Source organism: Amycolatopsis sp. FU40 (genome assembly GCF_021903635.1).
Lineage (GTDB): Bacteria > Actinomycetota > Actinomycetes > Mycobacteriales > Pseudonocardiaceae > Amycolatopsis > Amycolatopsis dendrobii.
This window is the reverse complement of the sequence record NZ_CP091381.1, coordinates 3,251,461-3,276,852: the sequence shown is the minus strand read 5'-3', so window position 1 is coordinate 3,276,852 and position 25,392 is coordinate 3,251,461. Positions and strand designations below refer to the sequence as shown.

The following is a 25,392-nucleotide window of genomic DNA, read 5'->3' as shown; positions in this document are numbered from 1 at the left end:
CGGCTCACTCCTTGGCGGCGGCGCGTTCGATGGCGTCGAGCATCGACCACAGGACATCGCACTTGAACGACAGCGCGGACACTGCCTTCTCCTGCTGTTCGCGGGTGACGCAGTGCTGCACGACGATGTCCAAAGTGTCCTTGCCCTCTCCGGAGACCTTGTCGATCCGGTTGGTGAAGTACGCCAGGTCGGCACGGGAAATCCACGAATAGTTCGCCAGGACGTCGGCCACGCGCTGCTGCATCAGGTGCCCGGCGAACATCTCGGTCAGGCCGGAGGCGACGGCTTCCACCCAGGGCTTGGTACGCGCGAAGGCGACGTAGGCGTCGACGGCGAACCGGACGCCCGGAGCGACGTGCCGCTCGTCGAGGACTTCGGCGCGGTCCAGACCAACGGCGGCGCACAGCCGCAGCCAGCGTTCGGCTCCGCCTTCGCCCTCCACGGCGCCGTCGTGGTAGACGATGCGGTCGAGCCAGATCCGGCGGATTTCCGGGATCGGGCAATTGCTGATGATGGCCGCGTCTTTCCGCGGCAGCACGCATTGGTAGTACCAGCGGTTCGCGGCCCAGAGCCGCAATTCCTGCGCGGTCAGTTCGCCGGCGTGCATGCGCTGGTGGAACGGATGGCTGCCCCAGTACCGGTGCTGGAGGCCGCGCAGCGCTCCGGTGAACTCCGCCGGACTCATCGGGTGCACAGTGGACATTCGCGTCCTCCGGGATTCTCGCTCAGCGGTAAGGTTTTCCGGAACGGACGGGACCGCGGCGGACCGGCCCCGTCCGGCGGGTCATTCCTCCCGGCGGGCCGCGTAGGCAGTGACCTCCATCGGCGTTTCGTACTCGACGAAGTCGGGCGCGGTCCACATCTCGACGGGCTCGGGCATGGGAAACTCGCTTTCCTTCGGTGGTGCACCGGTGAGCGGGGCAGTCGTCCCCGCCCCGAACGCCGTCACCCTAAAAGCGCAAGGCGGCCGGTCGCCAGGGGTGCGGGGCGATTTCCCGCCGACTTTATAAAGGTTCCTTCCTATGGCGCAGCGGACGGTCACGCAGGGGCGCCGCTGCCGGTTGTCCGCCCGACAGAAACCGTGCGGGGGCGCGGAAACCTCCTGACGCCGCTTGACATCGGGACGGCGGGCGGCCGAATAATAGGGTTCGAGTGCGGTTGACAACGATGTCAGAGGCTTTGGGAGCGACGTGACCCAGGTGAATCGCAGGCGGTTTCTGTCCGGCGGGATTGCTGTCGCGGGCGGTGGTGTGCTCGGCGCGTTCGGGGTGTCCGGCACCGCCGAGGCGGCTCCGGACGCACGTCCGCCTCAGGTCGGCGGCGGCGAGATCGGCAGCGGCTGGACCTTTGTCGCGGCCGACGGCACGGCTGCGGACGGGAGCGTGCTGGCCAGTGCGCAGAACGTCGCGGGGCTGAAGCCCGCCGTGGTTCCGGGAACTCCGCTGACGAGCATGATCGCCAACGGCGAGTATCCCGATCCGTTGTACGGCCGCATCGTGACGGACACCGTTCCGGACAGCCTCAAGGACACCGGCTACTGGTACCGGGTCGCGTTCCGGGTGCCGCGGCTGGTTCCAGGCCAGCGGTTCTGGCTGCAGTTCGACGGAATCAACTACCTCGGGACCGTCTGGCTCAACGGGACCAGGGTCGGGACGGTCGAAGGCGCGTTCAAGCGCGCGGTCTTCGAGGTCACCGACATCGTGGCCGAGGCGGACGGCGTCGCCTGGCTGGCGGTGCTGGTCGGGAAGCTCGACTACGCCGATCCGCCCGCGTTGCCGAGTTACGCCAGCGGGGTGACGCGAGGCGGGCGCAATGGCGGCCCGACCGGGATCACGCTGAAGAACGGGCCGACGTTCTTCTGCACCGCTGGGTGGGACTGGCTGCCTACCGTTCCGGACCGGGATCTGGGGATCTGGCAGCCGGTCACGTGGCGTACCACCGGGCCGGTCCGGGTGGCTGACGTGCAGGTCGCCTCGACGCTGTCGCAGGATTTGCGGACGGCGGAGGTCGCGGTCTCGCTTGCGTTGGACAGCGCTGCCGGGGAGTCCGTGGTGGTGACGGGGTCCCTCGACGGGCAGGGGTTCCGGCGGACGGTCAGTGTTCCGGCCGGGGCGTCGTCGGTGGTGCTGACGTCGAAGGAGATCGCCTGTCTGCGGGTGGATCGGCCGAAGTTGTGGTGGCCCAATGGGTACGGGGAACCTTATCGGTACCGGTTGGCGGTCGGGGTCGAGTCCGGCGGCCAGGTGCACGACGAACGGACCGTGGACTTCGGGATCCGGCGGATCGAGTACACGACGCCGATGCGGTCGCCCTCCGGGACGGTGAGCCAGTGTCTGGCTATTACGGTCAACAATCAGCCGATTCTGGTGATGGGCGGGAACTGGGGGCTGGACGAGGCGCTGAAGCGGATTCCCCGGGACAGGGTGCGTGCGCAGGTTCGATTGCACCGGGACGCCAATCTCAATTTGATCCGGAATTGGAACGGGCAGAGCAGTACCGAGGACTTCTTCGCCGCCTGCGACGAGTACGGCATCCTGGTCTGGCAGGACTTCTTCTGCTCGACCGAAGGGCCGCCCGCGGAGAACGTCGCACGGGACCTCGCGAACATCCGCGATTGCATCGTGCGGTTCCGCAACCACCCCTCGATCCTGCTGTGGTGCGGCGGGAACGAGGGGCCGCCTCCGCAGCCGTTGATCGACGGCCTGGACGCGCTGGTCGCCGAGCTGGACCCGCAGCGGGTGGTGCTGACCAGTTCTGCCGGGGACACCGGGAAGAATCCGGTTGACGGGTACCGGTCCGGCGGGCCGTATCACTGGGTGCCGCCTGCCCAGCACTTCTCGTTGAACGACGGTACCCAGTGGCCGCCGTTTCGCAACGAGGTCGGGTCTTATTCGATTCCGACGCTGGAGTTCATGCGGAAGATGCTGCCGGAGGCTTCGTGGGAGCATCCGGACGACTTCTGGGCTGATCGGGATGTCAACGGCAACGGAGGGAACGGGGGCGGGGCCGGGTACCTCCGGCTGACTGCCGAGCGGTACGGGGAGGTGCGGAACCTCGCGGATTTCGCGCGCAAGTCGCAGTTGATGAATTACGAGTGCATCAGGGCGATTTACGAGGCGCCAGTGGCGCATATGCGGAGTGCTGGGCCTTATCCGCGAACTGGGGTCATTATGTGGATGACCAATCCTGCGCAGCCTAGTTTCGTTTGGCAGATGTACAGCCACGATTTGGAGGCGCATTCGGCGTTCTACGCGGTTCAGCATGCTTGCCGGCGGGTGAATGTGGTGCTGGACGCGCGGACTTTCGATGTGGTGGTGGCGAACCATTCGCGGGAGGCGGTTCGGGGGAGGGTCGACGTCTCGCTCTACGGGCTGGACGGGGCGGAATTCGGTCGTGCCTCGTTTCCGGTGGAGGGGGTTGGCCCGGCTGATCGCGGTGTGGTGGGGAGCGTTGCTTCGGCGTTGAAAGGGGCGCCTGCCGAAGTTGCTTTTGTCCGGCTGGTGTTGCGGGATCTTCGGGGGCTGGAGGTTGTTCGGAGTTTCTCGTGGGTGGAGAGTCCTGGGCGGGAGGCCGGGTTCGCCGGCCTGGACGAGATGCCCGCGGCCGCGGTTTCGGTGATCGCCGGGGTTTCCCGGGGGCCGGATGGGGGCGAGGTCGTGGTCGATGTGCGGAATATCGGTGAGTCTGTGGCGTTGATGCTGCATTTGCAGGTTTATGACGTTCGGACCGGGGAAAGGGTTCTTCCCGCTACGTTTAGTGATAATTATGTGAATGTGGTCGGCGGGGAATCGGTGAGTGTCCGGGCTCGGTTGGACAGCGATCAGGTTCGGCGGCATCCCCGGGTCGGGGTTCGGGTCGACGGGTGGAAGATCGACGAGCGGGCGTCTCGGTTGCGGGGGCGCGGGGTGGCGGTGACGTTCAATCGGGACGCGTTGGACGTGAGTCCTGCGGTGCCCGAGTTTGGGCGGTGAGGGGTCGGCTCGTCGCCCTGGCGGGCGACATTGCGCTGGTGCGGTGGCCCCCACCCCCGAAGTTTTATTGTGCTGACGGTTCGCAGGGCGGCTTCGGATCGGGGTTGGGGGCGGTGCGGGGTGCCTCCATGGGTGGGTGCATCGGTGCGGTTGGGCGCCTCGAATGCCGGGTGCATCGGCTGCGGTTCGCGGGGCGGCGCTAGCGCCCCAATGTGGCATTGGGTGCGTCGCATGCACCCAATGCCGCATTGGGTGCGTGGGATGCGCCGAACACCGCATGAGCGCATCGCGTAGTGGGGTGCTGGTCGTGAAGGGGCCCCTCACGGGCGGCGGCACCAGCGTCCGATGTGGACAGACCGGGGAGCGGCGCGTCAGCCGTGCGGGGGAGGCGTGCGTTCGGGAGCGGTGAGGATTGCCTCCAGCAGTCCAGGGAACCGCGCCTCCACCTCGTCGCGCCGCACATGGACGATCCGGTGGCGGCCTTCGGCGACGGTGCGGGTCAGGCCGGCCTCCCGGAGGACCCGGTAGTGGTGCGAGATCGTCGGGTTGCTGAGGCCCAGGTCCGCTTTCTCCACCAGTGCCGCGCAGTCGATCGGATCCCCGGCTTGGTACATCGTCTTCAGCAGCGTCCGCCTGCCTGGATCGGCTAGGGCGCTGAGGATCACCGTCAGGTCGAACGATTCGACGGACGGCTCGGGCAGCGTGCGCGGCACTGGCGGGGCTCCAATCAATGCTTTGACCGTCGTCGAATCATAGTTTAGGCTCCATCGATGTGACGATTCGACAATCATCGAACGGTGTGCGCATGGTGATCCTGGCCGTGGGCACGTTCGTGCTCGGGGTGGACGGGTTCGTGCTTCCTGGGCTGCTTTCGGACATCTCGCGGGATCTGTCGGTGAGCGTCGCGGCGGCGGGGCAGCTCACGACGGTCTTCGCGGTCGCGTATGCGGTGGGGTCGCCGGTGATCGCGACGCTCGCGGGGCGGGCGGACCGCCGGGTCGTGCTCGGGGCGGGGATGGGGGCGTTTCTCGTCGGCATGGTGTTGCAGGCGGCGGGGCCCTCCTTCGGCATCGTGGCGGCGGGGCGGGTCGTCGCGGCGCTGGGGGCGGCTGCGTTTCAGGCCAACGCGTTCGCGGTCGCCGGAGTGCTTGCCGCGCCCGAGCGGAGGGCGCGGGCGTTCGCGGTGATCGGGGCGGGGCCGAGTCTCGCGGCGGTGCTCGGGGTGCCGTTCGGTCTGCTGATCGGGCAGGTCTGGGGGTGGCGCGGCACGTTGTGGACGATTGTGGTGCTGGCGGCGGTCGCGGCGGTGCTGGCCGGGGTGTTCGTTCCGTCGATGACGTTGCCCGCGACGACGATGCGCGAACGGCTGGCGGTACTGGTCAATCCGCGGATCGTCATGTTGCTCGCGGTCAGTGCGCTGGTGTTGGCGCCGTCGTTCTTGCTGATGGCGTACGCGGCCGCGGTGGTGGGGGTGAGCGCACCGGGCAGTGCGGACGCGATTCTGGTGGCGTTGCTGGTCAACGGGGCGGGGTTCTTCCTCGGCAACCGGCTCGTCGGGTGGGTCGCGGAGCGGGTCGCGTCGTTGCGGGTGATCGTGGCGGGGCTGGGGGCCGTGGCGGTGGCCGCGGGTTCGTTGCCGGTCGTTCAGCAGTGGTTCGGGCCGACGCTCGTGGCGTTGTTCGTGCTGGGGGTGCTGGGGTCGATGCTGTTCATCCCGCAGCAGAGCCGGGTGTTCGCGGCGGGCGGGGACGTCGCGGCGGTCGCGCTGAGCCTCAACGGGTCGATGAACTACGTCGGGACCGCGATCGGGGCGGGGATCGGCGGCGTGGTGCTGGCGAACGGCGGAGCCGGGTGGCTGGGGCCTGCGGCGGCGATCCTGGCGGCGGTGGTGCTGGCGGTCGCGCTGGGCGCCGCGCCGGAGCGGCGGGCGGCGAGGCCGGCGGGCGCGGTGCGGTGAGCGTCCAGTGTGGACGGTCGGGGGGAAGGCGGGTTGCCGTGTCCGCGGGACTGGCGGATGATGGGCGGCCAGTCCCCGTCCCGTTCCACCGCAGCCCCGGAGGCACGCGATCGCCGGCAACGCCGCCGAACCCGGGCGCACGGTCCTGAGCCGCGCGTTCGCGGTGCTGGATTCCTTCCTGTCCGGCCGACCCGAGCAGACTCACGGCGAGATCACCCGGGCGACCGGGCTCGCGCCTGCCACGGTGCACCGGCTGCTCGCCGAATTGACCGGCTGGGGCGCGCTCGAGCGCACCGGCAGAGGCCGGTACCGGATCGGGCTGCGGCTGTGGCAGCTCGGGGCGCAGGCTCCGGGCGGGCGCGAGCTGCGGGACGTCGCGCTGCCGTTTCTGCAGGATCTGCTGCAGGTGACGCACGAGGTCGTCCACCTGGTCGTGCTGGACGGGGACCGCGCGCTGTATCTGGAAAAGCTCGAGGCGCATCCGGATGTCGTGGTGACCTCGCGCGTCGGGCTGCGGCTTCCGCTGCACGCGGCGGGGCCGGGCAAGGTGCTGCTCGCGCACGCGCCGCCGGAATGCCTCGAAAAGATTCTGTCCGGCGGGCTGGAGCGGCGGGCCAGCGGGACGATCACCGACCCGGCGCGGCTGCGGCAGGTGCTGGCGGAGATCCGGCTGCAAGGGTTCTGCATCTCCCGCAACGAGATGACCGAGGGCGCGTCGTCGGTCGCGGCTCCGGTGCGCGGGCCGGGCGATCAGGTCGTGGCGGCGATTTCCGTGGTGGTGCCCAGTTGCACGCCGAATCTGTCGCCGCTGGTGCCGGTGGTCCGGATGGCCGCGCTGGGGGTCACGCGGGCATTGCAAGGCTGAGGAACTTTTCCGCTGAGTGGAAGAGGGGCTGGGCGGCCCGGAGGCGAGCCGGGAGACTCCGGACCGCCCGCTGCCGCACTGCCGAGGAGAAGTCCGTGAGCCCTGCCCCGACCGTTCGCGACGCCGCGTTCGACGTGCTGCGCCGGTTCGGCGCCACGACGCTGTTCGCCAACCCCGGGTCGACCGAGATCGCGCTGCTCACCGACCTGCCCGACGACCTCGAGTTCGTGCTGGCGCTGCACGAGGGTTCGGTGGTCGGCATGGCGACCGGCTGGGCGCTCGCGAACGACCGGCCCGCGGTCGCGATCCTGCACACCACCGCGGGGCTCGGGAACGCGGTCGGCGCCCTGGCGACCGCCCGGGTCAACCGCGCGCCGCTGGTCGTGCTCGTGGGGCAGCAGGACCGCCGCCACCTCGCGCTCGAGCCGTTCCTGACCGGCCACCGGCTCGACGACCTCGCCCGGCCGACGCCGGTGTGGATCGCGGAACCGCCGCGCCCGCAGGACGTTCCGGGTGCGCTCGCCCGCGCCTGGCACGAGGCGCGCGAGCACCGCGGACCGGCGCTGGTGATCGTGCCGATGGACGACTGGTCCGAACCAGCGGGCGCGGACGAGCCGCTGCCCGCCCCGGCCAAGCTGGTCCGCGCGAACGCCGCCGAGCCCGCGGTGCTGGCCGAACTGGCGGAATTCCTCGGTACCGCAAGCAATCCGGTGCTCGTGGCGGGCGCCGGGGCCGACGACGCCGAATCGTGGCGCGGGCTGACCGCGCTGGCGGAGAGGCTCGCCTGCCCGGTGTGGCAGGAAGCGTTCGGGGCGCGCGCCGGATTCCCGCAGGATCACCCGCAGTTCGCCGGACATCTGCCGCCGGGCCGGGAAGGACTGCGGAAAGCGTTGTCCGGGCACGACGCGGTGCTCTCGGTCGGCGCACCGGTTTTCCGCCAGTACCCGCGGGAACCGGGACAGCTGACCGAGCCGGACACCCGCATCGCGGTGGTCACCGACGATCCGGACGAAGCGCACCGCAGCCCGGTCGACCTCGCGGTGCTGGCGCGGCCGTCGGCGGTGTGCGGTCCGTTGGCGGAGCTGATTCCGGCGCGGGAAGCGGGCACGGAGAAGATCGGCCGGACGGTCGAGCTGCCCGGGGCCCCGGCGCCGGGCGCGCCGCTGGCGCCGGACCACGTGTTCGGTCTGCTCGCGCGCCAGTTGCCCAAGGACACGGTGCTGGTCGAGGAATCCCCGTCGAGCCGTCCGCTGCTGCACGCGTACGTCCCGGCGCGCGAGCCGCTCGGGTTCCTCAGCGCGGCCATGGGCGGGCTGGGCTTCGGCATTCCGGCGGCGGTCGGACTGCGGATGGGCGGACTGAAGCGGCCGGTGGTGGCGGTGATCGGGGACGGCTCGTCGCTGTACTCGATCCAGTCGCTGTGGAGCGCCGCGCATTACGGAGTCGGCGTCCTCGTGATCGTGCTGTCCAACGGCGGCTACGCGATCATGGACAAACTCGCCGTGCGGCACGGCGAACGCACGGCTGGGGGCGGGAAAGCGCCGTGGCCTGGATTCGACGAGGTCAGCGTGAGCGGGCTCGCGAAATCGCTCGGCTGCCCGGCGCGGCGCGCGCAAACCTACGAAGAACTGGAGTCGGTGTTGAACGAGGTGCTGCCGACGTTGGCCGCGCGCACGGAGCCGCTGGTGCTCGAAGTGGCGGTGACGGCATGACGTTGCTCGGAACCGGCTGGCAGGGCCGGATTTTCTCCGGCGGCTGGATCCCCGGCGCGGGCGGAGAGTACGACGCGGTCGAGCCAGCGACCGGCAATACGCTCGCCCGGGTCGGCGCGGCGGCTCCGGAGGATGTCGCGAAAGCCGCGGCCACCGCGAAGGAAGCACAGCGGGAGTGGGCCGCTCAGCCGTATGACCAGCGGGCGCGGGTGCTGCGTCGCGCAGCGCGGCTTTTCGAAGACCACGGCGACGAGATCGAGGAATGGCTCATCCGGGAATCCGGTGCCACGCGGGGGTTCGCGCAGTTCCAGACCCGTGCGGTCGCGGCCGAGGAATGCCACGAAGCCGCCGCGCTGGCCGCGCATCCGTACGGGGAACTGTTGCGTTCCAGCCAGCCCCGGCTGTCGATGGCGCGCCGGGTCCCGGCCGGAGTGGTCGGCGTGATCTCGCCGTTCAACGCGCCGGTGATCCTCTCCATCCGCGCGATCGCACCCGCCTTGGCGCTCGGCAACGCTGTTCTCGCGAAGCCCGACCCGCGCACGGCGGTGTGCGGCGGCGTCGTGCTGGCCCGGATCTTCGAGGAAGCCGGTCTGCCCGAAGGTCTGTTCCACCTCCTGCCCGGCGGCGCGGATGTCGGTGCGGCGCTGGTCGAGGACCCGCTGGTGCGCGTGATCGCGTTCACCGGTTCGACGAACGCGGGCCGCAGGATCGCCGCGGCGGCGGGGGAGCGGCTCAAGCGCGTGCACCTCGAACTCGGCGGCAACTCGGCGCTGGTCGTGCTCGCGGACGCGGACGTCGAGCAGGCCGCGTCGGTCGGCGCGTTCGGTTCGTTCAACCACTCCGGGCAGATCTGCATGGCGACCGGACGGCACCTGGTCGCGGCGGAAATCGCCGACGACTACGCGGCCGCGCTCGCCGAGCACGCGGCCAAGCTGACCGTCGGCGACCCGGCGAACGGCGACGTCGCGCTCGGCCCGCTGATCGACGCCGGACAGCGCGACCGCGTGCACTCGGTGGTCACCGGCAGCGCGGCGGCGGGCGCGAAGATCGCCGCCGGCGGCACCTACGAGGACCTGTTCTACCGCCCGACCGTCCTCACCGACGTCCCGCTCGCCGCGCCCGCCTACGCCCAGGAGGTGTTCGGCCCGGTCGCGCCGGTCGTGCCGTTTTCCACAGTGGACGAAGCAGTGCGCCTGGCCGGCGGTACCGAGTACGGGCTTTCGCTGGGCATCCTGACCAGGGACGCCGCGCGGGGGCTGGCGCTCGCCGAGCGGATCCCGTCCGGTCTGGTGCACGTCAACGACCAGACGGTCAACGACGAAGCCCTCGCCCCGTTCGGCGGGGTGGGGGATTCGGGAACCGGCTCCCGGCACGGCGGCGCGCAGGCCAACCTGGAGGCGTTCACCGAAACCCAGTGGGTCACCGTCCGCGGCGACCTTCCGCAGTACCCGTTTTAACCGCAGTATCCGGCCAGGTCCCCTCCGACGACGCAGGTGATGACATGACGGTCTCGACTGATCCCCGGGCGCGCCACGCCCGCTGGGTGGCCCCGCTGTGCTGGACGGCGGTGGCGCTCGAAGGGTTCGACCTGGTGGTGCTGGGCGTCGTGCTGCCCGCGCTGCTCAAGGACAAAGCGTGGGGGCTCGACCCCAACACGGCGTCGCTGATCTCCGCGATCGGGCTGCTCGGGGTGGCGGTCGGCGCGTTCGCGATCGGCCCGCTCAGCGACCTGTTCGGCCGCCGCGGGATGATGCTGCTGACCGTGATCAGCTTCTCGGTCTGCACGCTGCTCTGCGCGTTCGCGAACGGGCCGTGGCTGTTCGGCGTGCTGCGGTTCCTGGCCGGGCTCGGGCTCGGCGGGGTGCTGCCGACGGCGCTGGCGCTGATCACCGAGTACGCGCGGATCGGCCGCGGCGGCAGCGCGACCACCGTGCTGATGACCGGCTATCACGTCGGCGCGGTGCTCACCGCGCTGCTGGGAATCCTGGTGCTGCAACGGTTCGGCTGGCAGTGGATGTTCGTCATCGGGGCCGCGCCCGCGCTGATCCTGGTGCCGCTGATGATGAAATTCCTGCCCGAGTCGAAGGCGCTGGAACAGGCGAAGGAAGCCCGGCGGAACCGCAATCCGCTGGGCGTCCTGTTCCGGCACGGCTACGGCCGCGCGACGATCGCGTTCTGGGTGACGTCGTTCATGGGGCTGCTGCTGGTGTACGGCCTGAACACCTGGCTGCCGCAGATCATGCGCGCGGCGGGCTACGAACTCGGCGCGGCGCTGGCGCTGCTGCTGGTGCTGAACGTCGGCGCGGTCATCGGCCTGCTGGTCGGCGGCCGGGTGGCGGACAAGATCGGCTACCGCCGTTCGACCATCCTGTGGTTCGCCGCGGCGGCGGTGTTCCTGGCGCTGCTGAGTATCAAGCTGCCCGGGGCGAGCGTGTACGTCGGCGTGCTGCTGGCGGGGATCTTCACCTTCAGCTCGCAGGTGCTGGTCTACGTGTACATCGCCCGCGTGTACCCCGCCGAAGCGCGCGGAACCGGGCTCGGCGCGGCGAGCGGGATCGGCCGGTTCGGCGCGATGTCCGGGCCGCTGGTGACCGGGCTGCTGCTGTCGGCGGGGCTGGCGTATCCGTGGGGCTTCTACCTGTTCGCGGTGGTGGCGGTGATCGGGGCGCTCGCGATCGCGGTGGTGAACCGCGATCCGGCTCCGGACGCTCCGGCGGACACCCCGGTGCCGCGCGTGGAGACCTCGTGAGTGGCGGTGCCGGTTCTAACCGGCACCGCCACTCACGAGGCCGGGCACGAGGCATGCTGGCGTGGGACGGGCATCTCGTTGCGACGCGGCCTGGGGCGGCTGGTCGTGAGTGCTGATCGCGGTTCTAACCGTGATAGCCGCTCACGACGAGGTGACGGTGAGGCGGTCGCTGTCGGTGTCGTAGTCGAAGAGTTCGGCGTATCGGCCCCAGTCGATCGCCGTGTCGAGTTGCTGGCGGGCGTCGGCGGCGGAGAAGCCGCGGCGAAGCAGGTCGAGGAAGAACTCCGCGCGCAGCGTGCCGTCCGAGCTGGCGGTGAGCGCGTTGACGATCGTGCGCACCAGCGGCGCCCGGTCGCGGACCTGACCGGCGAAGATCTTCTTGCTGGTCTGGATGTCCGCGGTGGTGAAGGCGGTGCCGGCCGGCGTCAGGTGCAGGTCTCCGCCAGCCACGAAGAGAAGGTCGAGCAGGGCGGCGGCGTCGACGAGCGGCAGCAGGTCGTCGACCTCGAAGCTCAGTTCGGCGGCGAGATCCGGCAGGTCGGCGTGGCCGCCGCGGGCGTGCACCAACTCGACGAGCCCGGCGAGCCCGCCGACCGACGCGGGCGGCAGCGGCCGTGCGGTCGGCGTCGCCTGCGCGGGTTCGACGGCCGCCGGATCGCGTCCGGTCAACAGGTCGTAGAGACGCTCGACCAGTGCGGCGAAAGCGGGGGATTTGCGGTCGCGCGGCCGGGCGAGGTCGATTTCCACTTCCGCACGCAGGTTCCCGGGGTTGGCCCCGAGGACCAGCACCCGGTCCGCGAGCAGCACTGCCTCCTCGATGTTGTGCGTGACGATGCAGACGGCTTTCGTCGGGAAATCGTCGCGCTGCCACAGGCTCATCAGCTCGGTGCGGAGGTTTTCCGCGGTCAGCACGTCGAGCGCGGAGAACGGTTCGTCCATCAGCAGGACGTCCGGTTCGAGCACGAGCGCGCGGGCGAAGCCGACGCGCTGCCGCATTCCGCCGGAAAGCTCCTTGGGATAAGCGGATTCGAAACCGTCGAGCCCGATCAGGTCGATTGCCTGCAACGCGCGGTCCCGACGGGTTCTCGGCGGGATCCCGCGGGCGGCGAGCCCGAGTTCGACGTTGTCCTGCACGGTCAGCCACGGCATCAGCGCGAAGGTCTGGAACACCATCGCGGTGCCGGGATTGGCCCCGTCGAGTTCGTCGCCGCGGTAGCGCACGGTGCCGCCGCTCGGGCCGATCAGCCCGGCGATCGTGCGCAGCAGCGTCGATTTCCCGCTGCCGGACCGGCCGAGCAGCGCGACGATCTCGCCGGCGCGCAGGTCGAGGGTGATGTCGTCGAGGACGCGCAGTTCGTCGCCCGCCGAACCCGGGAAGCTTTTGCTGACGTGCTCGACGGACACGAGGACTTCGGACATGAGGGTGCCTTTCAGGACAAGGAGAACCGGCGCTCGGCGAGGCGGTACAACCGCCGCCAGAAGAGCCGGTTGAGGCCGACGACGTACAGGCTCATCACCGCGACTCCGAGCAGGATCCGCCCGGAATCGCCGGAGCCGGTCGCGTCCGCGATGTACGCGCCGAGCCCGGTCGCGGTGAGCGTGACGCCGTTGTAGGACACGATTTCCGCGACGATGGAGGCGTTCCACGCGCCGCCCGCCGCGGTGATCCCGCCGGTGACGTAGCTCGGGAAAATCGCGGGCAGCACGAGCCGGCGCCACCACAGCGCGCGCGGCAGCCGCAGGTTCGCCGACGCCTCGCGCAGATCGTGCGGGATGGCCGAGGCTCCCGCGATGACGTTGAACAGGATGTACCACTGCGCGCCGAGGCTCATCAGCAGGATGCCGCCCCAGTCCAGGGAAATCCCGGTCGCCACGAGCACGGCGGTGATCAGCGGGAACAGGAAGTTCGCCGGGAACGACGCGAGCACCTGCACCACCGGCTGCGCGAGCCGCGACACTCGCGGGTTCATCCCGATCCACACCCCGATCGGCACCCACACGAGGGTGCCGACGACCACCAGCGTCACCACGCGCGCGAACGTGACCAGGCCGAGCAGCAGCACGTGGCCGACCTCGCCGTATCCGGTGGTCTCGCCGATGAACAGCACCATCCGCGCCGTGCCGTAGAGGATCAGCCCGGACACCGCGACGCTGAAGACGATGTCCGCGGCGCGCCGACGGGCGGGGGAGAACCGCAGCGGGTACTCCGCGAGCCCGAAGACCGCCAGCGCCCGGTCGAGCGGGAACACCAGTTTGCCGAGCACCCGGCCGAGCAGCGTCGGGATCCGCGAGCGGCGCAGCAGGTCGAGCACCAGGCTGCGGGGTGCTTCGGCGGCTTCGGAGTTTTCGATGCGGAATCGCTCCGACCACGCCGTGAGCGGACGCCAGAACAGCACGTTCACTCCGACGACCAGGACCACCATCACGCCGACGGCCAGCAGCACCTTGCCGAGATCGCCCTCTTCGGAAGCTGTCGCGACGTACGCGCCGATGCCGGGCAGCGCGAACTTCTGGTTGTTGACGCTGAGCGCTTCGGAGGCGGTGAGGAAGAACCAGCCGCCGCCGAAGCTCATCATGCCGTTCCAGACCAGCGGGATCATGCCGCTCGGCACGTCGACGCGCCAGAATCGCTGCCAGCGCGACAACCTCAGCAGTCGCGACGCCTCGTCGAGGTCGCGCGGTTGCGACACCAGCGAGTGGTGGAACGCGAACGTCATGTTCCACGCCTGCGAGGTGAAGATCGCGAAGATCGACGCGCATTCCAGGCCCAGCTGCGAGCCCGGGAACAGCGCGACGAACCCGGTGATCGTCACCGACAGGAACCCGAGCACCGGCACCGACTGGAGGATGTCGAGCGCGGGCAGCAGGATCTTTTCGGTGCGCCGCAGACGGGCCGCCGCGGTCGCGTAGACGAAGGTGAAGCCGACCGACAACACGAGTGCGACGAACATCCGCAGCAGCGAACGTCCGGCGTAGTAAGGGAGTTCGGCCGGGTCAGTGGACACTGTGGACGGTGCGGTCGCCGGAGTCCACGCTGTGGCGGCACCGTGCGCGAGCCGCACGATCAGCCACAACGCCGCGGCGGCACCGAGGAACACCGCCACATCGGCGATCGTGCTGCGCGGCCGGACGAGTGCGCCGCGGGTGGGAAAGGTGCGCAGCATGGTCTAGTTCTCGCTGTCCTCTTCGGAGTAGGTGAGCTCGGCCTGCCAGCGCACGCTGGTCACCGACGGCTCCATGGACAGCCGGCTGACTGCCGACTCCATCTGCTTGTCGTCACGCTGGTCGGCGGACAGTTCGGCGCGCACCTGCACCTGCCCGTCGGTGTCGGTATTGGTGCTGGTGACCGATTGCAGCGCGAAATCGGTGCGCGCCAGCGCCTGCACGAGCAACGCGCGCACGTGCGCTTCGGAATCGTCCTTGGTCACCGCCAGGAAGGTGTACGACGTCGGGGTTTCGCGGCCGGTCGCCGGACGCCGGTCGACCACCCGGCCGAGCGGGCGCAGCGCGATGTTCACCGCCATCACCACGGCGGTGCCCGCGCCCGCGGCGGTGTACAGCCCGGCTCCGGCGAGCGCGCCGACCGCGGCGGAACACCACAGCGTCGCCGCCGTGTTGAGCCCGCGCACGGTCAGGCCCTCGCGCAGAATCACGCCCGCGCCGAGAAAACCGATTCCGGAAACAATTTGCGCGGCGACCCGGGTGGGGTCGGCGCTCGCTCCGCTGAAACCGTGCGCGGACAGCAGCACGAACAGCGTCGACCCGGCCGCGACCAGCGCGTTCGTGCGCAGGCCTGCCATCCGGGCGCGGTATTGGCGTTCAAATCCGATCACCGTGCCGAGGCCCACTCCGGCGCCAAGGCGCAGCAACATCTCCGCAGTCGTCATCTGCGCTCCCACTGGTTGGTGCGAAAAGTTCGGAAATATTCGGGAAAAGCTGGAAAAAGGCCGGTTACCACCACGTACGTTGGCGTGCGCAGCCGCGTTTCGCTGCTTGGGCCGCGAGCGCGTACCCGGCCAGCACGAGCACCAGCCACAGCAGGTAGCTGGCGGGCAGCGCCTGCATCCGCAACGGTCCGGCGAGCGGCGACAGCGGCACCAGCAGACCGGCGAGCGCGGCGGCTGCCGTGGCCAGCACGACCGGGCGGCTGGCGCGCAGGGGAGTGCCGCGTCCGCGCAGGACCAGCACCACCAGCAACTGGGAGAGCAAACCCTCGACGAACCAGCCGGTCTGGAACAGCAACGGGTCCGCTCCGGCACCGAAGACGTGCCACAGCACGGCGAACGTGGCGAGGTCGAACAGCGACGACAACGGGCCGAACACGAGCATGAAACCGGTCAGCCCGCGCGCGTCCCAGCGGCGCGGCTTGCTGAGGTAGTCGTCGTCCACCCGGTCCCACGCCAGCGCGAGCTGGGCCAGGTCGTAGAGCAGGTTCGACACCACGAGCTGGATCGGCAGGATGGGCAGGAACGGGAGGAACGCGCTGGCCGCGAGCACCGACAGCACGTTGCCGAAGTTCGACGCGGCGGTAATGTTGACGTACTTCAGCGTGTTGCCGAGCGTCCGCCGTCCTTCGGCCACGCCGCGGGCGAGCACGCCGAGGTCGCGTTCCAGCAGCACCAGGTCCGCCGCGTCTTTCGCCGCGTCGGTGGCGGTGTCCGGAGCGATCCCGACGTCGGCGGTGCGCAGTGCGGTGACGTCGTTGACGCCGTCGCCGACGAAGCCGACCGCACGGCCGTTCTCGCGCAACGCGGTGACCACGCGGGCCTTGTGCTCTGGCGTGAGCTTCGCGAAAACGGTGGTGTCCTTGACCATCTCGCGCAATTCAGTGTCGTCCGCCGCTTCGACCTGGCGGCCGAGCACGACTTCGCCGACCGGGATACCCGCCGAATCCGCGACGCGCGCGGCCACGTGCCGGTTGTCGCCGGTCAGCACTTTCAGCGCGACGCCTTGTTCGCCAAGGGTTTTCACCGCATTGACGACGCCGTCGCGGACCGGGTCGACGAACCCCGCGAAACCGACGAGGATCATCTCGTTCTCGTCAGTTTCGTCGAATCCGCCGAGCCGGGCTTCGACTTCCCGGGCGGCTACCGCGAGCACCCGCATGCCGTGTTCGGCGTATGCGCGCACCAGTTCTTCCGCGCCGATCCGGGCCGCGTCGTCGAATTCCGTGACGACGCCGTCGCGGCGCGCGTGGCTGCAGCGCGGCAGGATCTCGTCCGGGTCGCCCTTGCTGATCAGCAGGTGCTCAGCGCCGCGCCGGACCACGACGCTGGTCCGGCGGCGCGCGTGGTCGAACCCGATCTCGGCGACGCCGGTGAACAGTGCGTCGGCGACCAGGTCGTCTTCGTTGTCGAAAAGGGTCTCGATCGCCTCGTCCAGCCGGTCGTGCCGGTCGGTCTGGAATCGCACGGCGAGGCCCGCGTACTCGGCCGCTTCGCCGTCCGGGCTGCCCGAGTAGTCGACGCTGTGCGCGTAGGCGATCCGGTCCTCGGTGAGCGTGCCGGTCTTGTCGACGCACAGCACGTCCATCGCGGCGAGGTCCTGAATGGCGTTGAGCCGCTTGACAATCACCTGCCGCCGGGACAGCGCGGCAGCGCCCCGGGCGAGGTTCGTGGTGACGATGACCGGCAGCATCTCCGGCGTGAGGCCGACCGCGACGGTCACCGCGAACATCCCCGCCTGCGCCCAGTCTCCGGTGACCGTGCCGTTGACGACGAGCACGATCGGCACCATCACGAGCATGAAGCGCACGAGCGTCCAGCCGACGCGGCGCACCCCGGCGTCGAAGCTGGATTCCGCGCGCGGCTCGGCGGATTGCTCGGCCAGCGCGCCGAAATAGGTCTCGCTGCCGGTCGCGGCTACCACCGCGGTAGCTGTTCCGCCGACCACCGACGTGCCCGCGAACCCGAGGGCAGGCGTCTCGACGAGTTCGTGCTCCTCGTGCCTGCCGGGCTGGGGCGCGCGCTTCGCGACCGGCAATGCCTCGCCGGACAACGCGGACTGGTCGACCACGAAGTCCCTGGCCGCGACAATGCGCACGTCAGCGGGGATCACGTCGCCGGGCCCGAGCAGCACGATGTCGCCGGGCACGAGGTCCTCCGCGGGCACCTCACGCTCGCTGCCGGGAAACTCCGCCGCCGCGCGCCGCCGCACGGTGACAGTGGTGGTGATCTGGTCGCGGACCGCGCTGATCGCGCGCTCGGACCGGGATTGCTGCCAGAAGCGGAGGCCGATGCTGAGCACGACCATCACGCCGACGGTCACCGCGCCGCGAATGTCGCCGACGCCGGCGAAGACCACGCCGAGCGCGGTCAGCAACGCGACGAACGGGCTCCGCGCGGCAGCCCAGACCCGGACAGGCGCACGGTCCGTGCCGTCGATGCGGTTCTCGCCGAAGCGGCGCGAGCGTTCGGCCGCCTCGTTCTCGGTGAGGCCTTTGGGCGAGCTGTCGAGATTCCGGAAAAGAGTGAGCACCGGCGCGTCGCCGTGGGCGCGCAGGGCGGGAAAGCGGGTCATGGTCGTCCCCTCGAGGTCTGCTGGGCGGCAGCGGACCGCGCGGGGTTTGCCCGGACCTAGCTGGCTGCCGGGGCTCCCGCACGGTCGTGCCGACTACTTCCTTCGCCGGTCACCCGGCTCACCTCCTCCGCAAGACTCATCGGCCGGCGTCGCCCGCCGGCCGGGGACCAGTAGAGCGCAGATCACGGAAACAGTCAAACACTTGTGCAACTGATGGGGGCTAGGTCACCCTGGAGGCCCACCCGAGAGGATGTCCGTCGTGTCCACCCCATCCCAGACCCCGCTGGAACCGCTTCCCGCTGACTTGCTGCAGGACGCGGCAGCGACGTTCGGCCTGCTGTCCGCGACCGTGCGGCTGCATCTGCTCTGGCTGCTGTCGCACGGGGAGCGCGACGTCGGCACGCTCGCCGAGGAGACCGGTCAGACCGTGCCGACCGCCAGCCACCACCTGGGCAAACTCAAACTCGCCGGGCTGGTGCGCGCCCGCCGCGAGGGCAAGCGGCAGGTGTATGTGCTCGACGATCCGCACGTGCGGCACATCGTGCAGCTGGCGGTGCAGCATCACCAGGAACTGTCCGGCGAGGCCGGGCGGCGCAGCAGGGGTGCTTGAGTCGTCCTCGTGAGTGGCTGTGCCGGTGAGAACCGGCGCCAACACTCACGAGCCAGTCTTGGCGCGCGCGGCGAAGGGGTGCGGAACGTAGGCTGGCGGCCATGGCCGAGCTGAACTTCTACTTCGATCCGGTGTGCCCGTTCGCGTGGATGACCAGCAAGTGGGTCCGCCAGGTCGCCCGGCAGCGCTCGTACGAGGTGGACTGGCGGTTCATCTCGCTGCGGCTGCTGAACGCGCATCTGGACTACTCGACGCACTTCCCGCCGGAGTACGACGCTTCGCACACTGCCGGACTCCGGCTTCTGCGGGTGGCGGCCGCGGTGCGCTCGGAGCGCGGTCGCGAGGCGGTCGGTCCGCTGTACGAGGCGCTGGGGGAGCAGAACTTCGAGAGCGGTCTGGTCGAGGACACAGCTTCGGCGCGGGCTGCGCACGGCACTCGCTCAGCTGCTGCAGCGGCTCTTTCGCGTGCTGGCCTTCCGGCGGACCTCGCGGATGCGGCCGACGACGCGCAGTGGGACGCGGAGATCCAGCGGGAGACGGATGAAGCGCTTTCGCTGACCGGAAAGGACGTCGGGACCCCGATCCTGCACTTCCGGCCGCCGGAGGGGGTCGCGTTCTTCGGGCCGGTGATCAGCCGGTTGCCTTCTGACGAGGAGGCGGTGGAGCTGTGGGACCACGTGGTGGGGTTGGCGGCGTTCCCGGGGTTCGCCGAGCTGAAGCGGAGTCTTCGGGAGATGCCGCAGCTGCCTTCGTTCGGGGTCGGGGCGGGGGAGACTGGGCGGGAACAGGATTGGCATGGCGGGAGCCGGAGGCTGAAGAAGTAGGCGGCTTCGCGGCACCGGCCAGGCTGCGCGACCCTTTCGCCCCGCCTGGCGCGGGTCATGGGCCCGGTGCTCCGCACCCCCGCCGAGCATCGCGAGAGGGAACCCGCCGCGCCGCACGCTCCTGCGAAGACCCCAATGCCGCATTGGGTGCGTCGCAGACCCAGCCCGGTGAGCATTGATCGGGCGGTTCGGCCAGGTTGGCGTCCTTTGCCGCAGTCAGCGGGGCGACGCAGCTCAAGTCCCTGGCATTGAGAGTCGGACCCCATGGTGGCTGTCCCGGTCAGATGGTCGTCGCATCCGGTTGCCGAGACTGTCGACTTCGTTACACCGTCGGAGAATTTCATCCCCCGAACGCGCGAACCTGACACACTGGGAGTTGACGACAACTCCGGGAGTGTCCATGTCGCGCGACAGCTATCGGACAGTTCGCACACCGGACGGCCTCGATCTGGCCGGCACCCTCACCGAGCCGGACGGCAGAGCTCGCCGGGCGGTGCTGCTCGTGCAGGGGGCGAGCGTCACCCGCGAGGAAGGCGGCTTCTTCACCCGCCTCGCCGCGGGTCTGGCCGAGGCTGGCATCGCCTCGCTGAGAATCGACCTCCCCGGGCACGGCGAGAGCGAAGGCCGTCAAGAGGATCTGACGCTTTCTGCGCTGCTCAACGTGATCCGAGCCAGCATCGAGCATCTGTCCGGCGCCGTCCCGGGTGTGCGCACCTCGCTCGCGGCGGCAAGTTTCTCCGGCGGCGTCGCGGCGTACTACGCGGCCAAGCGACCGGACGACGTCGAGCGTCTGATCCTCTTCAACCCGCTCATCGACTACCGCGGGCGGTTCGTCGACGAGAAGCCCGAGTGGTCGCCGGAGGGATATCTCGACGCCGAGGGCGCCGCCGACCTCAAGCAACAGGGCTATCTCGGACACGGGCCCGGTTTCCGGCTCGGCCGGGCGCTGCTCAACGAGGCGTTCTGGTTCGAGGCCCGCGAAAACCTGCCGCACATCGCCGCGCCGACGCTTGTCGTGCACGGGAGCGCGGACACGTTCGTCCCGGTCGAGTCGTCGCAGGCGGCTGACCGGGACCTCGTCTGCGAACACCGGCTGCTTCAGCTCGACGGCGCACAGCACGGCTTCGCGGTCCACGACGATCCCGAGTACGCCGATCCGCGGACGCGAGCTTGGCAACAGCAGGTGATCGGCGAAGTCCGGGAATGGCTGCGATAACGGGTCAGCTGTTCAACGCCTCGCGCAATTCCCGGACGTCCGGGCGGTTGTGCCACGGCTTGAGCACTCCGACGACCCGGCGGAGTTCTTCTTTGGTGCGGCGGGAGTTCGTTTCCGTCGCTCGACGGGCGGAGACGAGGCCGGTTTTGGCTGCTTGATCCGGTTCGCCGGAGAGGGCCAGCGAATTCGCCATAAGGGACAAGAAGAAGCCGTAATCGCGCCGGGAGAATTGGGTTTCCTTCAACGTTTTCTCGTACAGTTCGACCGACCGGCGCGGTTCGCCCGCTTCGGTGTAGCAGATGGCGGTCTGCATATTCAGGAGAGTCGCGTTGAAGTGCGCGCCCAGCGGCGATTCGACCGGTCCGGCGTCGTCCAGCAGTTTCCAGGCGACGTCGAGTTTGCGGTTGACCTGATCGGCCGACGCGCCGAGCATCGCCTCCGCGCGGGCTTCCTGCTGGGCGGCCTCGGCCTGGAGCCGCCGGGGGAGCGACCAGGGGCCGTTGCGCACCGCCCGGGTGAGGATGAGCATCCGCCGCGGATCGCGTTCGTCGTAGGCGACCTGGGCTTTTTTGAGCAGAATGTAGCCCTGCATCGTGCTGTCGCCCGCCGCCTGCGCCCATTCCATCGCGCGGTCGTGCCAGTACAGCGAGTCTTCCCGCTGCCTGCGGTCGCGGTAAAGCCATCCGGCGAACTCCGCGCCCTCCGAACCGATGTGCAGAAGGTCCCGCTGGTCGCCGGGAGCCGCGTCGCGGGCGATGCGGTCGATGATGTCCAGGACGCCGAGCGTCATCGGAAGCGTTTTGGCCGGACCGCGTTCGCCGTCCTCGTATTTGTACTGGTCGAGCTGCCGCCGGAGATAGTGCGTGACGGTTTTGTCCATGTACCGCCGGGGATTCTCCAGTGCTCGCGCGACGTGCTCCGCGCTGCCTATTCCCAATGCGGGCAAAGCCGCGACGGGCAGGCCGTTTTTGAGCAGTGAGCGGCGACTGAGCGGGCTCATGGCGTCCCATTCTGTGGTCGGAACCGCTGGCTGGGCCGCGTCGCCGAGAGCAGGCAGGAGCCGGGCGAGGACGCTGGCCGCGACGGTCGCCCGGTCGAGCGGCAGCGCGACCGGCCGCCCGTCCACGACGACGGGCAGCAGGACGCTCGGCGCTCCGGGCGGCCTGCGGGGGTCCGCGGAGGTGCCTTCCCGGAGCAGTTCCTCCAGCCGGGCGGGGCTGATGCGCAGCAGCCGGGCGAGCCGGTCGCGCCGGTGCGGACGCGGCTCGGAGCGGCCGGATTCCCAGGCGCGGATGCTTTTTTCGTCGGCGGGGAGCAGCGCGGCGAGCTTTTCTTGCGTCAGGTTCGCCGCTTTGCGTGCCCGGACAAGTCCTTCTCGCCGTTCGCCCATGGGCGACACCCCTTCGCAACAACGCGGGGTCGCTAGGTTACCGCAGGTCACCGTGCGCGAGGCAAGACGATTCGCTCGGTTGCCGCCCGCTTTTCGCCCGGTTTGCTGGCTGGTCCAGGCCACTGGCCGGCCCCATGGTGGGGAGGCACCGCGAACACACTTCCGAGGCCGAGAGGTGGATCGCATGAAGGCAGCAGCGACGCTCGGCGAGGCTACCCGCACCGGCCATCCGGCCGTGGTCGTCGTGTGTTGTGTGCTCTTGCTGCTGGTACTGCTCTCGATGTGGCTCTGGCACGCACGCCGGCCGATCCCGCCCCCGCGCGGAAAGCTGACCGTCCGCGACCTCCAGGCCCGGCTGGACTACGAGGTCCAGGCCGAGATCGAACAAGCCCGGCTGGCCGAATTCCGGCGGACGGCGGAGGAGGCCGCCGCCGAACGGGCCGACGAGGACACCGAGGACACCGCTGTCATCCCGAAAGTCGAGGACACCGACGTCTTCCCGGAACTGCCGGAGGACGAGAACCCGCGAAAAGAGATGACCCCCGATAAGGCTCGGTGCGGTTAGGAGCGTCCCGCCCATCGCTCACCGCACCGTTATGCCTGCCCCAGCCTGGCGCGGCACGCCACCTCCCCCCGGCTGGGGCAGGCCTTTATCCGTTCAGCGCCACCGGGCCGCCGCGGCGCGGGCGTAGTCGGCGAAGGAGACCGGCGGACGGCCGGTGATCCGCCGGACGTCGTCGGTCACGTCGGCGGCCCAGTCGTTGCGGATGCCTTCGTACATGGCGGCGTAGAAGTCGGCGACATGACCGGGGGTCCCTCCGCCGAGCAGGGCTTCGCGGAACTCGGCCGGGTCCATCGCCCGGTACCGCACGGGTTTTCCCGCGGCGTCGCCCACGATCGCGGTCATGTCCGAAAAGGACAGTGAATCGGGTCCGGTCAGGGAGTAGGTCTTGTGCTGATGTCCGTCCTGGGTCAGTGCGGCCGCCGCCGCGGCGGCGATGTCCTCGACGGAGATCGGCGCCACCCGGCCGTCGCCCGCCGGAACCGCGACGACGCCGGTGCGGATGCCGTGCAGGATCGCGGGGTGCTCGGAGAAGTTCTCGGCGAAGACGTTGGGGCGCAGGATGGTCGCGGGCACCGGCCCGGTTTCGAGGAATCGCTCGGCCCCGTGCGCCGGGAAGTCCTCGCGGGCCAGCCGCGCGGTCGTGGTGGACAGGTGGACCACCCGGCGGACCCCGGCAGCCTTGGCCTCGTCCAGCAGCGCCGCGACCTCTGCCGCGGGGTCGGGGCTGATCGGGAGCCACTGGTAGATCGCGTCCACGCCGTCCAGCGCGGGCGGGTAGGTCGCCGGGTCGCCCCAGTCGAAGCGGACCGGCGTCACCGCGCCCTCCGGCCTCCCCGGGAGCTGGCTCGCCGCCCGGACCGTGTGCCCCCGCTCGGCCAGCAACGACACCACCCGGCGTCCGGTGCGGCCCGTCGCGCCGAGGACAAGAACTGTGGTAGGCACGCGTTCCTCGCAAGGTAAAGTCGAATCGGCAACCACCTCACCGTATGAACGGGTCATCGACGCGCGCCATGACAGCTCTCGACAGATTCATGTCCGATCGGCACCGGGCCGGAGCGAATCGGGTATGACGGTGAAAGCGGTCGGCCGCGAGCGCGACCATGTGGCCGACGTCGTGGGCGACATCGTCGCCGCCCTCCGGCGCGGCGGCGTCGTCTACGGCAGGGCGCTGTTGCGGGCTCCCTGGGGTCTCGCGTTCGAATCGCGCTCGATCGCCACGATCTACGTCGCGATCGCCGGTTCCTGCGTGCTCGTCCCCGACGGCGGCCAGGCGCTGCGTCTCGCCCAAGGGGATGTCGCGTTGCTGCCGTCCGGCGCCGGGCACGTCGCCGCCGACGCTCCCGGCCGGCCGGCTCGCACCGTGCGAGAACGGTTCGGCGCCGACCTGGAGGAGCTGTCGGCCACCGACCTCGTCATCGAGGGCGACGGTCCCGAGACCGTCCTGGTCTGCGGCGCGTACCTGCTCGAACCGGCGCCGCAGCACCCGTTCATCGCCTCCTTGCCCGACGTCGTGCACGTCACGGCGGGCCAGATGCGCGGCGCCTGCCTCGCCTCCGCCGTCCACTTGCTCACCACCGAGGTCGACCAGGCCGGCCGCGGGACCCCCGCGGTGGTGGCCTCGCTGCTCGACCTGCTGTTCACCTACACCCTGCGGTCCTGGTTCCTCGGCCAGCCGGACCAGCTGGTCGGGTGGGCCCGCGCGCTCCACGACCCCGCGGTGGGCCCCGCGCTCGCGCTCTTGCACGACGACCCCGGCAAACCCTGGACCGTGGAGGCGCTCGCGCACGCCGTCGGCGTCCCGCGCGCCCGGTTCAGCCGCCGGTTCGCGTCGACGACCGGGCACACCCCGATGGAGTACCTCGGCATCTGGCGGATGACCGTGGCCGCCCGCCTGCTGCGCGAGGGCCGGGCCCCGCTGCGGCAGATCGCCCGGAAGGTGGGCTACGACTCGGAATTCGCGTTCGCCCGTGCTTTCAAACGGGTCGTCGGGCACGCTCCCGGTCGTTATCGCGCGATGCACCATCGCGAGGAGGGTGCTGCGAGCGCGCGGCGATGACTCGCGCCGTCTGCCTATTCGCTTGGCAGAGCGGCACGACGCGCGATCACGTCCGCGGTTCCGCCGGTCGCGTCGAGCAGGCGAGCCAGGGCTAGCCGGGCCGCTTCGGCCGCGTCCTTGCCCGCCGATCTGGCCAGGCGCTCGTCCAGTCGCTTCCGGATCCGGCGGCTGTCGTCGATGAGCTGCCGACCGCGGTCGGTGAGCTGGGCACGTCGCACTCGGCTGTCGGCGGGATCCGGCACTCTCTCGACGTAGCCGAGCCGCTCCAGTTCGAGGAGGTGCTTCGAGGCCGCCTGCTGGGTGACGCCGAGAAGGCCGGCGAGTTCGGAGACTGCGGGCGCGCGGTCGACGAGGTGCTGGACGACGTATCCGTGGGAGTTGCGCACGCCGGGGTGGCCCGTCTCGTGCAACTCGGCCAGGAGCGCCCGGTTCGCGGAACTGCCCGCCAGCCAGGCGAGGGTGGCGAGGTCGATTTCGGCCAGGTCCAGTCGGGTCACGGTGCCCACCATGCAATTGACAACCAAGGTTGTACAAATATAGTTGTTCTTATGGCCGACGATCCGGTTGCCCTCGCGACATCCCTGCTGCGGGCGCTTGAAGCCGGGCAGTGCGGCGAGGATCTCCGGGAGCACTTCGCTCCGATGGCGTCGACCGTCGAGCATCCGAATCGGCTCAAACCCGAGGGCGCCCGCGCGAACCTGGATCAGATGCTCGCGGCGTCGGAGGCCGGTGCGGGGTTGATGTCCAGTCAGCGGTACGAGGTGCGCTCGGCCGTGGCGGCGGGGGACACCGCGATCCTTCGTCTCACCTGGAGCGGGGTGATCGCGCGTGACGCCGGCCCTTTCCGTCGCGGCGACGAGCTCGTCGCGCACATCGCCCAATTCGTCGAGACCGCCGGCGGCGCGATCACCTCGATCGAGACCTTCGACTGCTACGAACCATTCGACCTTTAAGGTGT

At 70.0% G+C, this 25,392-nt stretch carries 22 protein-coding genes; 12 read left to right on the top strand and 10 right to left on the bottom strand.

The annotated features are described in order from the left end of the window. Positions 1-4 precede the first annotated feature (4 nt). Positions 5-703 carry a pyrroloquinoline-quinone synthase PqqC gene (gene pqqC / locus L3Q65_RS15975; protein ID WP_182888871.1) on the bottom strand — a complete coding sequence of 233 codons (699 nt, stop codon included), beginning with the start codon at positions 701-703 and terminating at the stop codon, positions 5-7. An 81-nt stretch (positions 704-784) separates the two neighbouring features. Further along, the gene (gene pqqA / locus L3Q65_RS15970) at positions 785-880 is read right to left on the bottom strand and encodes a pyrroloquinoline quinone precursor peptide PqqA (RefSeq protein WP_037358081.1); all 96 of its coding nucleotides are present in this window, start codon (positions 878-880) and stop codon (positions 785-787) included. Positions 881-1,190: 310 nt separating this feature from the next. On the opposite strand from pqqA, the gene L3Q65_RS15965 reads away from it, so the two are divergent. Beyond that, complete coding sequence (locus L3Q65_RS15965) at positions 1,191-3,971, top strand: glycoside hydrolase family 2 TIM barrel-domain containing protein (protein ID WP_237600133.1); 2,781 nt, start codon at positions 1,191-1,193, stop codon at positions 3,969-3,971. 371 nt (positions 3,972-4,342) lie between these two features. On the opposite strand, the gene L3Q65_RS15960 is transcribed toward L3Q65_RS15965, so the two are convergent. Then, complete coding sequence (locus tag L3Q65_RS15960; RefSeq protein WP_182888873.1) at positions 4,343-4,684, bottom strand: helix-turn-helix transcriptional regulator; 342 nt, start codon at positions 4,682-4,684, stop codon at positions 4,343-4,345. A 92-nt stretch (positions 4,685-4,776) separates the two neighbouring features. Here L3Q65_RS15960 and L3Q65_RS15955 point away from each other — a divergent pair, with 92 nt between their 5' ends. The 5 genes from L3Q65_RS15955 (at position 4,777) to L3Q65_RS15935 (ending at position 11,254) form a co-directional block, all read left to right on the top strand. Beyond that, positions 4,777-5,928: an MFS transporter gene (locus tag L3Q65_RS15955; RefSeq protein WP_237600132.1), complete on the top strand. Its 1,152-nt coding sequence runs from the start codon at positions 4,777-4,779 to the stop codon at positions 5,926-5,928. A gap of 163 nt (positions 5,929-6,091) precedes the next feature. Then, positions 6,092-6,793: an IclR family transcriptional regulator gene (locus tag L3Q65_RS15950; RefSeq protein WP_237600131.1), complete on the top strand. Its 702-nt coding sequence runs from the start codon at positions 6,092-6,094 to the stop codon at positions 6,791-6,793. Positions 6,794-6,888: 95 nt separating this feature from the next. Beyond that, the gene (locus L3Q65_RS15945) at positions 6,889-8,505 is read left to right on the top strand and encodes a thiamine pyrophosphate-dependent enzyme (RefSeq protein WP_237600130.1); all 1,617 of its coding nucleotides are present in this window, start codon (positions 6,889-6,891) and stop codon (positions 8,503-8,505) included. Continuing rightward, positions 8,502-9,962 (top strand): aldehyde dehydrogenase family protein, encoded by a 1,461-nt coding sequence (locus L3Q65_RS15940; protein WP_237600129.1) that lies wholly within the window; start codon positions 8,502-8,504, stop codon positions 9,960-9,962. The genes L3Q65_RS15945 and L3Q65_RS15940 overlap by 4 nt, the downstream gene beginning before the upstream one ends. A 44-nt stretch (positions 9,963-10,006) precedes the next feature. Beyond that, entirely contained in the window at positions 10,007-11,254 is a 1,248-nt protein-coding gene (locus L3Q65_RS15935; RefSeq protein WP_237600128.1) for an aromatic acid/H+ symport family MFS transporter, read from the top strand. A gap of 141 nt (positions 11,255-11,395) precedes the next feature. On the opposite strand, the gene L3Q65_RS15930 is transcribed toward L3Q65_RS15935, so the two are convergent. From L3Q65_RS15930 to mgtA, 4 genes are all read right to left on the bottom strand, one after another. Further along, positions 11,396-12,673 (bottom strand): nitrate/sulfonate/bicarbonate ABC transporter ATP-binding protein, encoded by a 1,278-nt coding sequence (locus L3Q65_RS15930; protein WP_182888878.1) that lies wholly within the window; start codon positions 12,671-12,673, stop codon positions 11,396-11,398. Between the two features lie 11 nt (positions 12,674-12,684). After that, positions 12,685-14,418: an ABC transporter permease subunit gene (locus L3Q65_RS15925; RefSeq protein WP_237600127.1), complete on the bottom strand. Its 1,734-nt coding sequence runs from the start codon at positions 14,416-14,418 to the stop codon at positions 12,685-12,687. 3 nt (positions 14,419-14,421) lie between these two features. Continuing rightward, positions 14,422-15,141 (bottom strand): MgtC/SapB family protein, encoded by a 720-nt coding sequence (locus L3Q65_RS15920; protein WP_182888880.1) that lies wholly within the window; start codon positions 15,139-15,141, stop codon positions 14,422-14,424. A 64-nt stretch (positions 15,142-15,205) separates the two neighbouring features. Then, entirely contained in the window at positions 15,206-17,773 is a 2,568-nt protein-coding gene (gene mgtA, locus L3Q65_RS15915) for a magnesium-translocating P-type ATPase (RefSeq protein WP_237600126.1), read from the bottom strand. Positions 17,774-18,023: 250 nt separating this feature from the next. Between mgtA and L3Q65_RS15910 the strand changes: the two genes are divergently transcribed. The 3 genes from L3Q65_RS15910 (at position 18,024) to L3Q65_RS15900 (ending at position 20,423) form a co-directional block, all read left to right on the top strand. Then, positions 18,024-18,383: a helix-turn-helix transcriptional regulator gene (locus L3Q65_RS15910; RefSeq protein ID WP_182888882.1), complete on the top strand. Its 360-nt coding sequence runs from the start codon at positions 18,024-18,026 to the stop codon at positions 18,381-18,383. 101 nt (positions 18,384-18,484) lie between these two features. After that, positions 18,485-19,207 carry a DsbA family protein gene (locus L3Q65_RS15905; RefSeq protein WP_237600125.1) on the top strand — a complete coding sequence of 241 codons (723 nt, stop codon included), beginning with the start codon at positions 18,485-18,487 and terminating at the stop codon, positions 19,205-19,207. 400 nt (positions 19,208-19,607) lie between these two features. Then, a complete protein-coding gene (locus tag L3Q65_RS15900; protein ID WP_237600124.1) occupies positions 19,608-20,423 on the top strand; it encodes an alpha/beta hydrolase in 816 nt (271 codons plus the stop codon). 4 nt (positions 20,424-20,427) lie between these two features. On the opposite strand, the gene L3Q65_RS15895 is transcribed toward L3Q65_RS15900, so the two are convergent. Next, positions 20,428-21,813: a helix-turn-helix transcriptional regulator gene (locus tag L3Q65_RS15895; protein ID WP_237600123.1), complete on the bottom strand. Its 1,386-nt coding sequence runs from the start codon at positions 21,811-21,813 to the stop codon at positions 20,428-20,430. Between the two features lie 184 nt (positions 21,814-21,997). Between L3Q65_RS15895 and L3Q65_RS15890 the strand changes: the two genes are divergently transcribed. Then, positions 21,998-22,378 carry a hypothetical protein gene (locus L3Q65_RS15890; RefSeq protein WP_237600122.1) on the top strand — a complete coding sequence of 127 codons (381 nt, stop codon included), beginning with the start codon at positions 21,998-22,000 and terminating at the stop codon, positions 22,376-22,378. Between the two features lie 93 nt (positions 22,379-22,471). Here L3Q65_RS15890 and L3Q65_RS15885 read toward each other — a convergent pair whose 3' ends face one another. Continuing rightward, positions 22,472-23,320, bottom strand: coding sequence for an NAD(P)H-binding protein (locus L3Q65_RS15885; protein WP_237600121.1), 849 nt, complete (start codon positions 23,318-23,320; stop codon positions 22,472-22,474). Positions 23,321-23,444: 124 nt separating this feature from the next. On the opposite strand from L3Q65_RS15885, the gene L3Q65_RS15880 reads away from it, so the two are divergent. Further along, a complete protein-coding gene (locus L3Q65_RS15880) occupies positions 23,445-24,434 on the top strand; it encodes an AraC family transcriptional regulator (RefSeq protein ID WP_237600120.1) in 990 nt (329 codons plus the stop codon). A gap of 14 nt (positions 24,435-24,448) precedes the next feature. Here the strand turns inward: L3Q65_RS15880 and L3Q65_RS15875 are convergent, their stop codons facing one another. Beyond that, positions 24,449-24,931: a MarR family winged helix-turn-helix transcriptional regulator gene (locus tag L3Q65_RS15875; RefSeq protein ID WP_182888889.1), complete on the bottom strand. Its 483-nt coding sequence runs from the start codon at positions 24,929-24,931 to the stop codon at positions 24,449-24,451. 51 nt (positions 24,932-24,982) lie between these two features. Between L3Q65_RS15875 and L3Q65_RS15870 the strand changes: the two genes are divergently transcribed. Beyond that, positions 24,983-25,387: a nuclear transport factor 2 family protein gene (locus L3Q65_RS15870; RefSeq protein WP_237600119.1), complete on the top strand. Its 405-nt coding sequence runs from the start codon at positions 24,983-24,985 to the stop codon at positions 25,385-25,387. Positions 25,388-25,392: the final 5 nt, after the last annotated feature.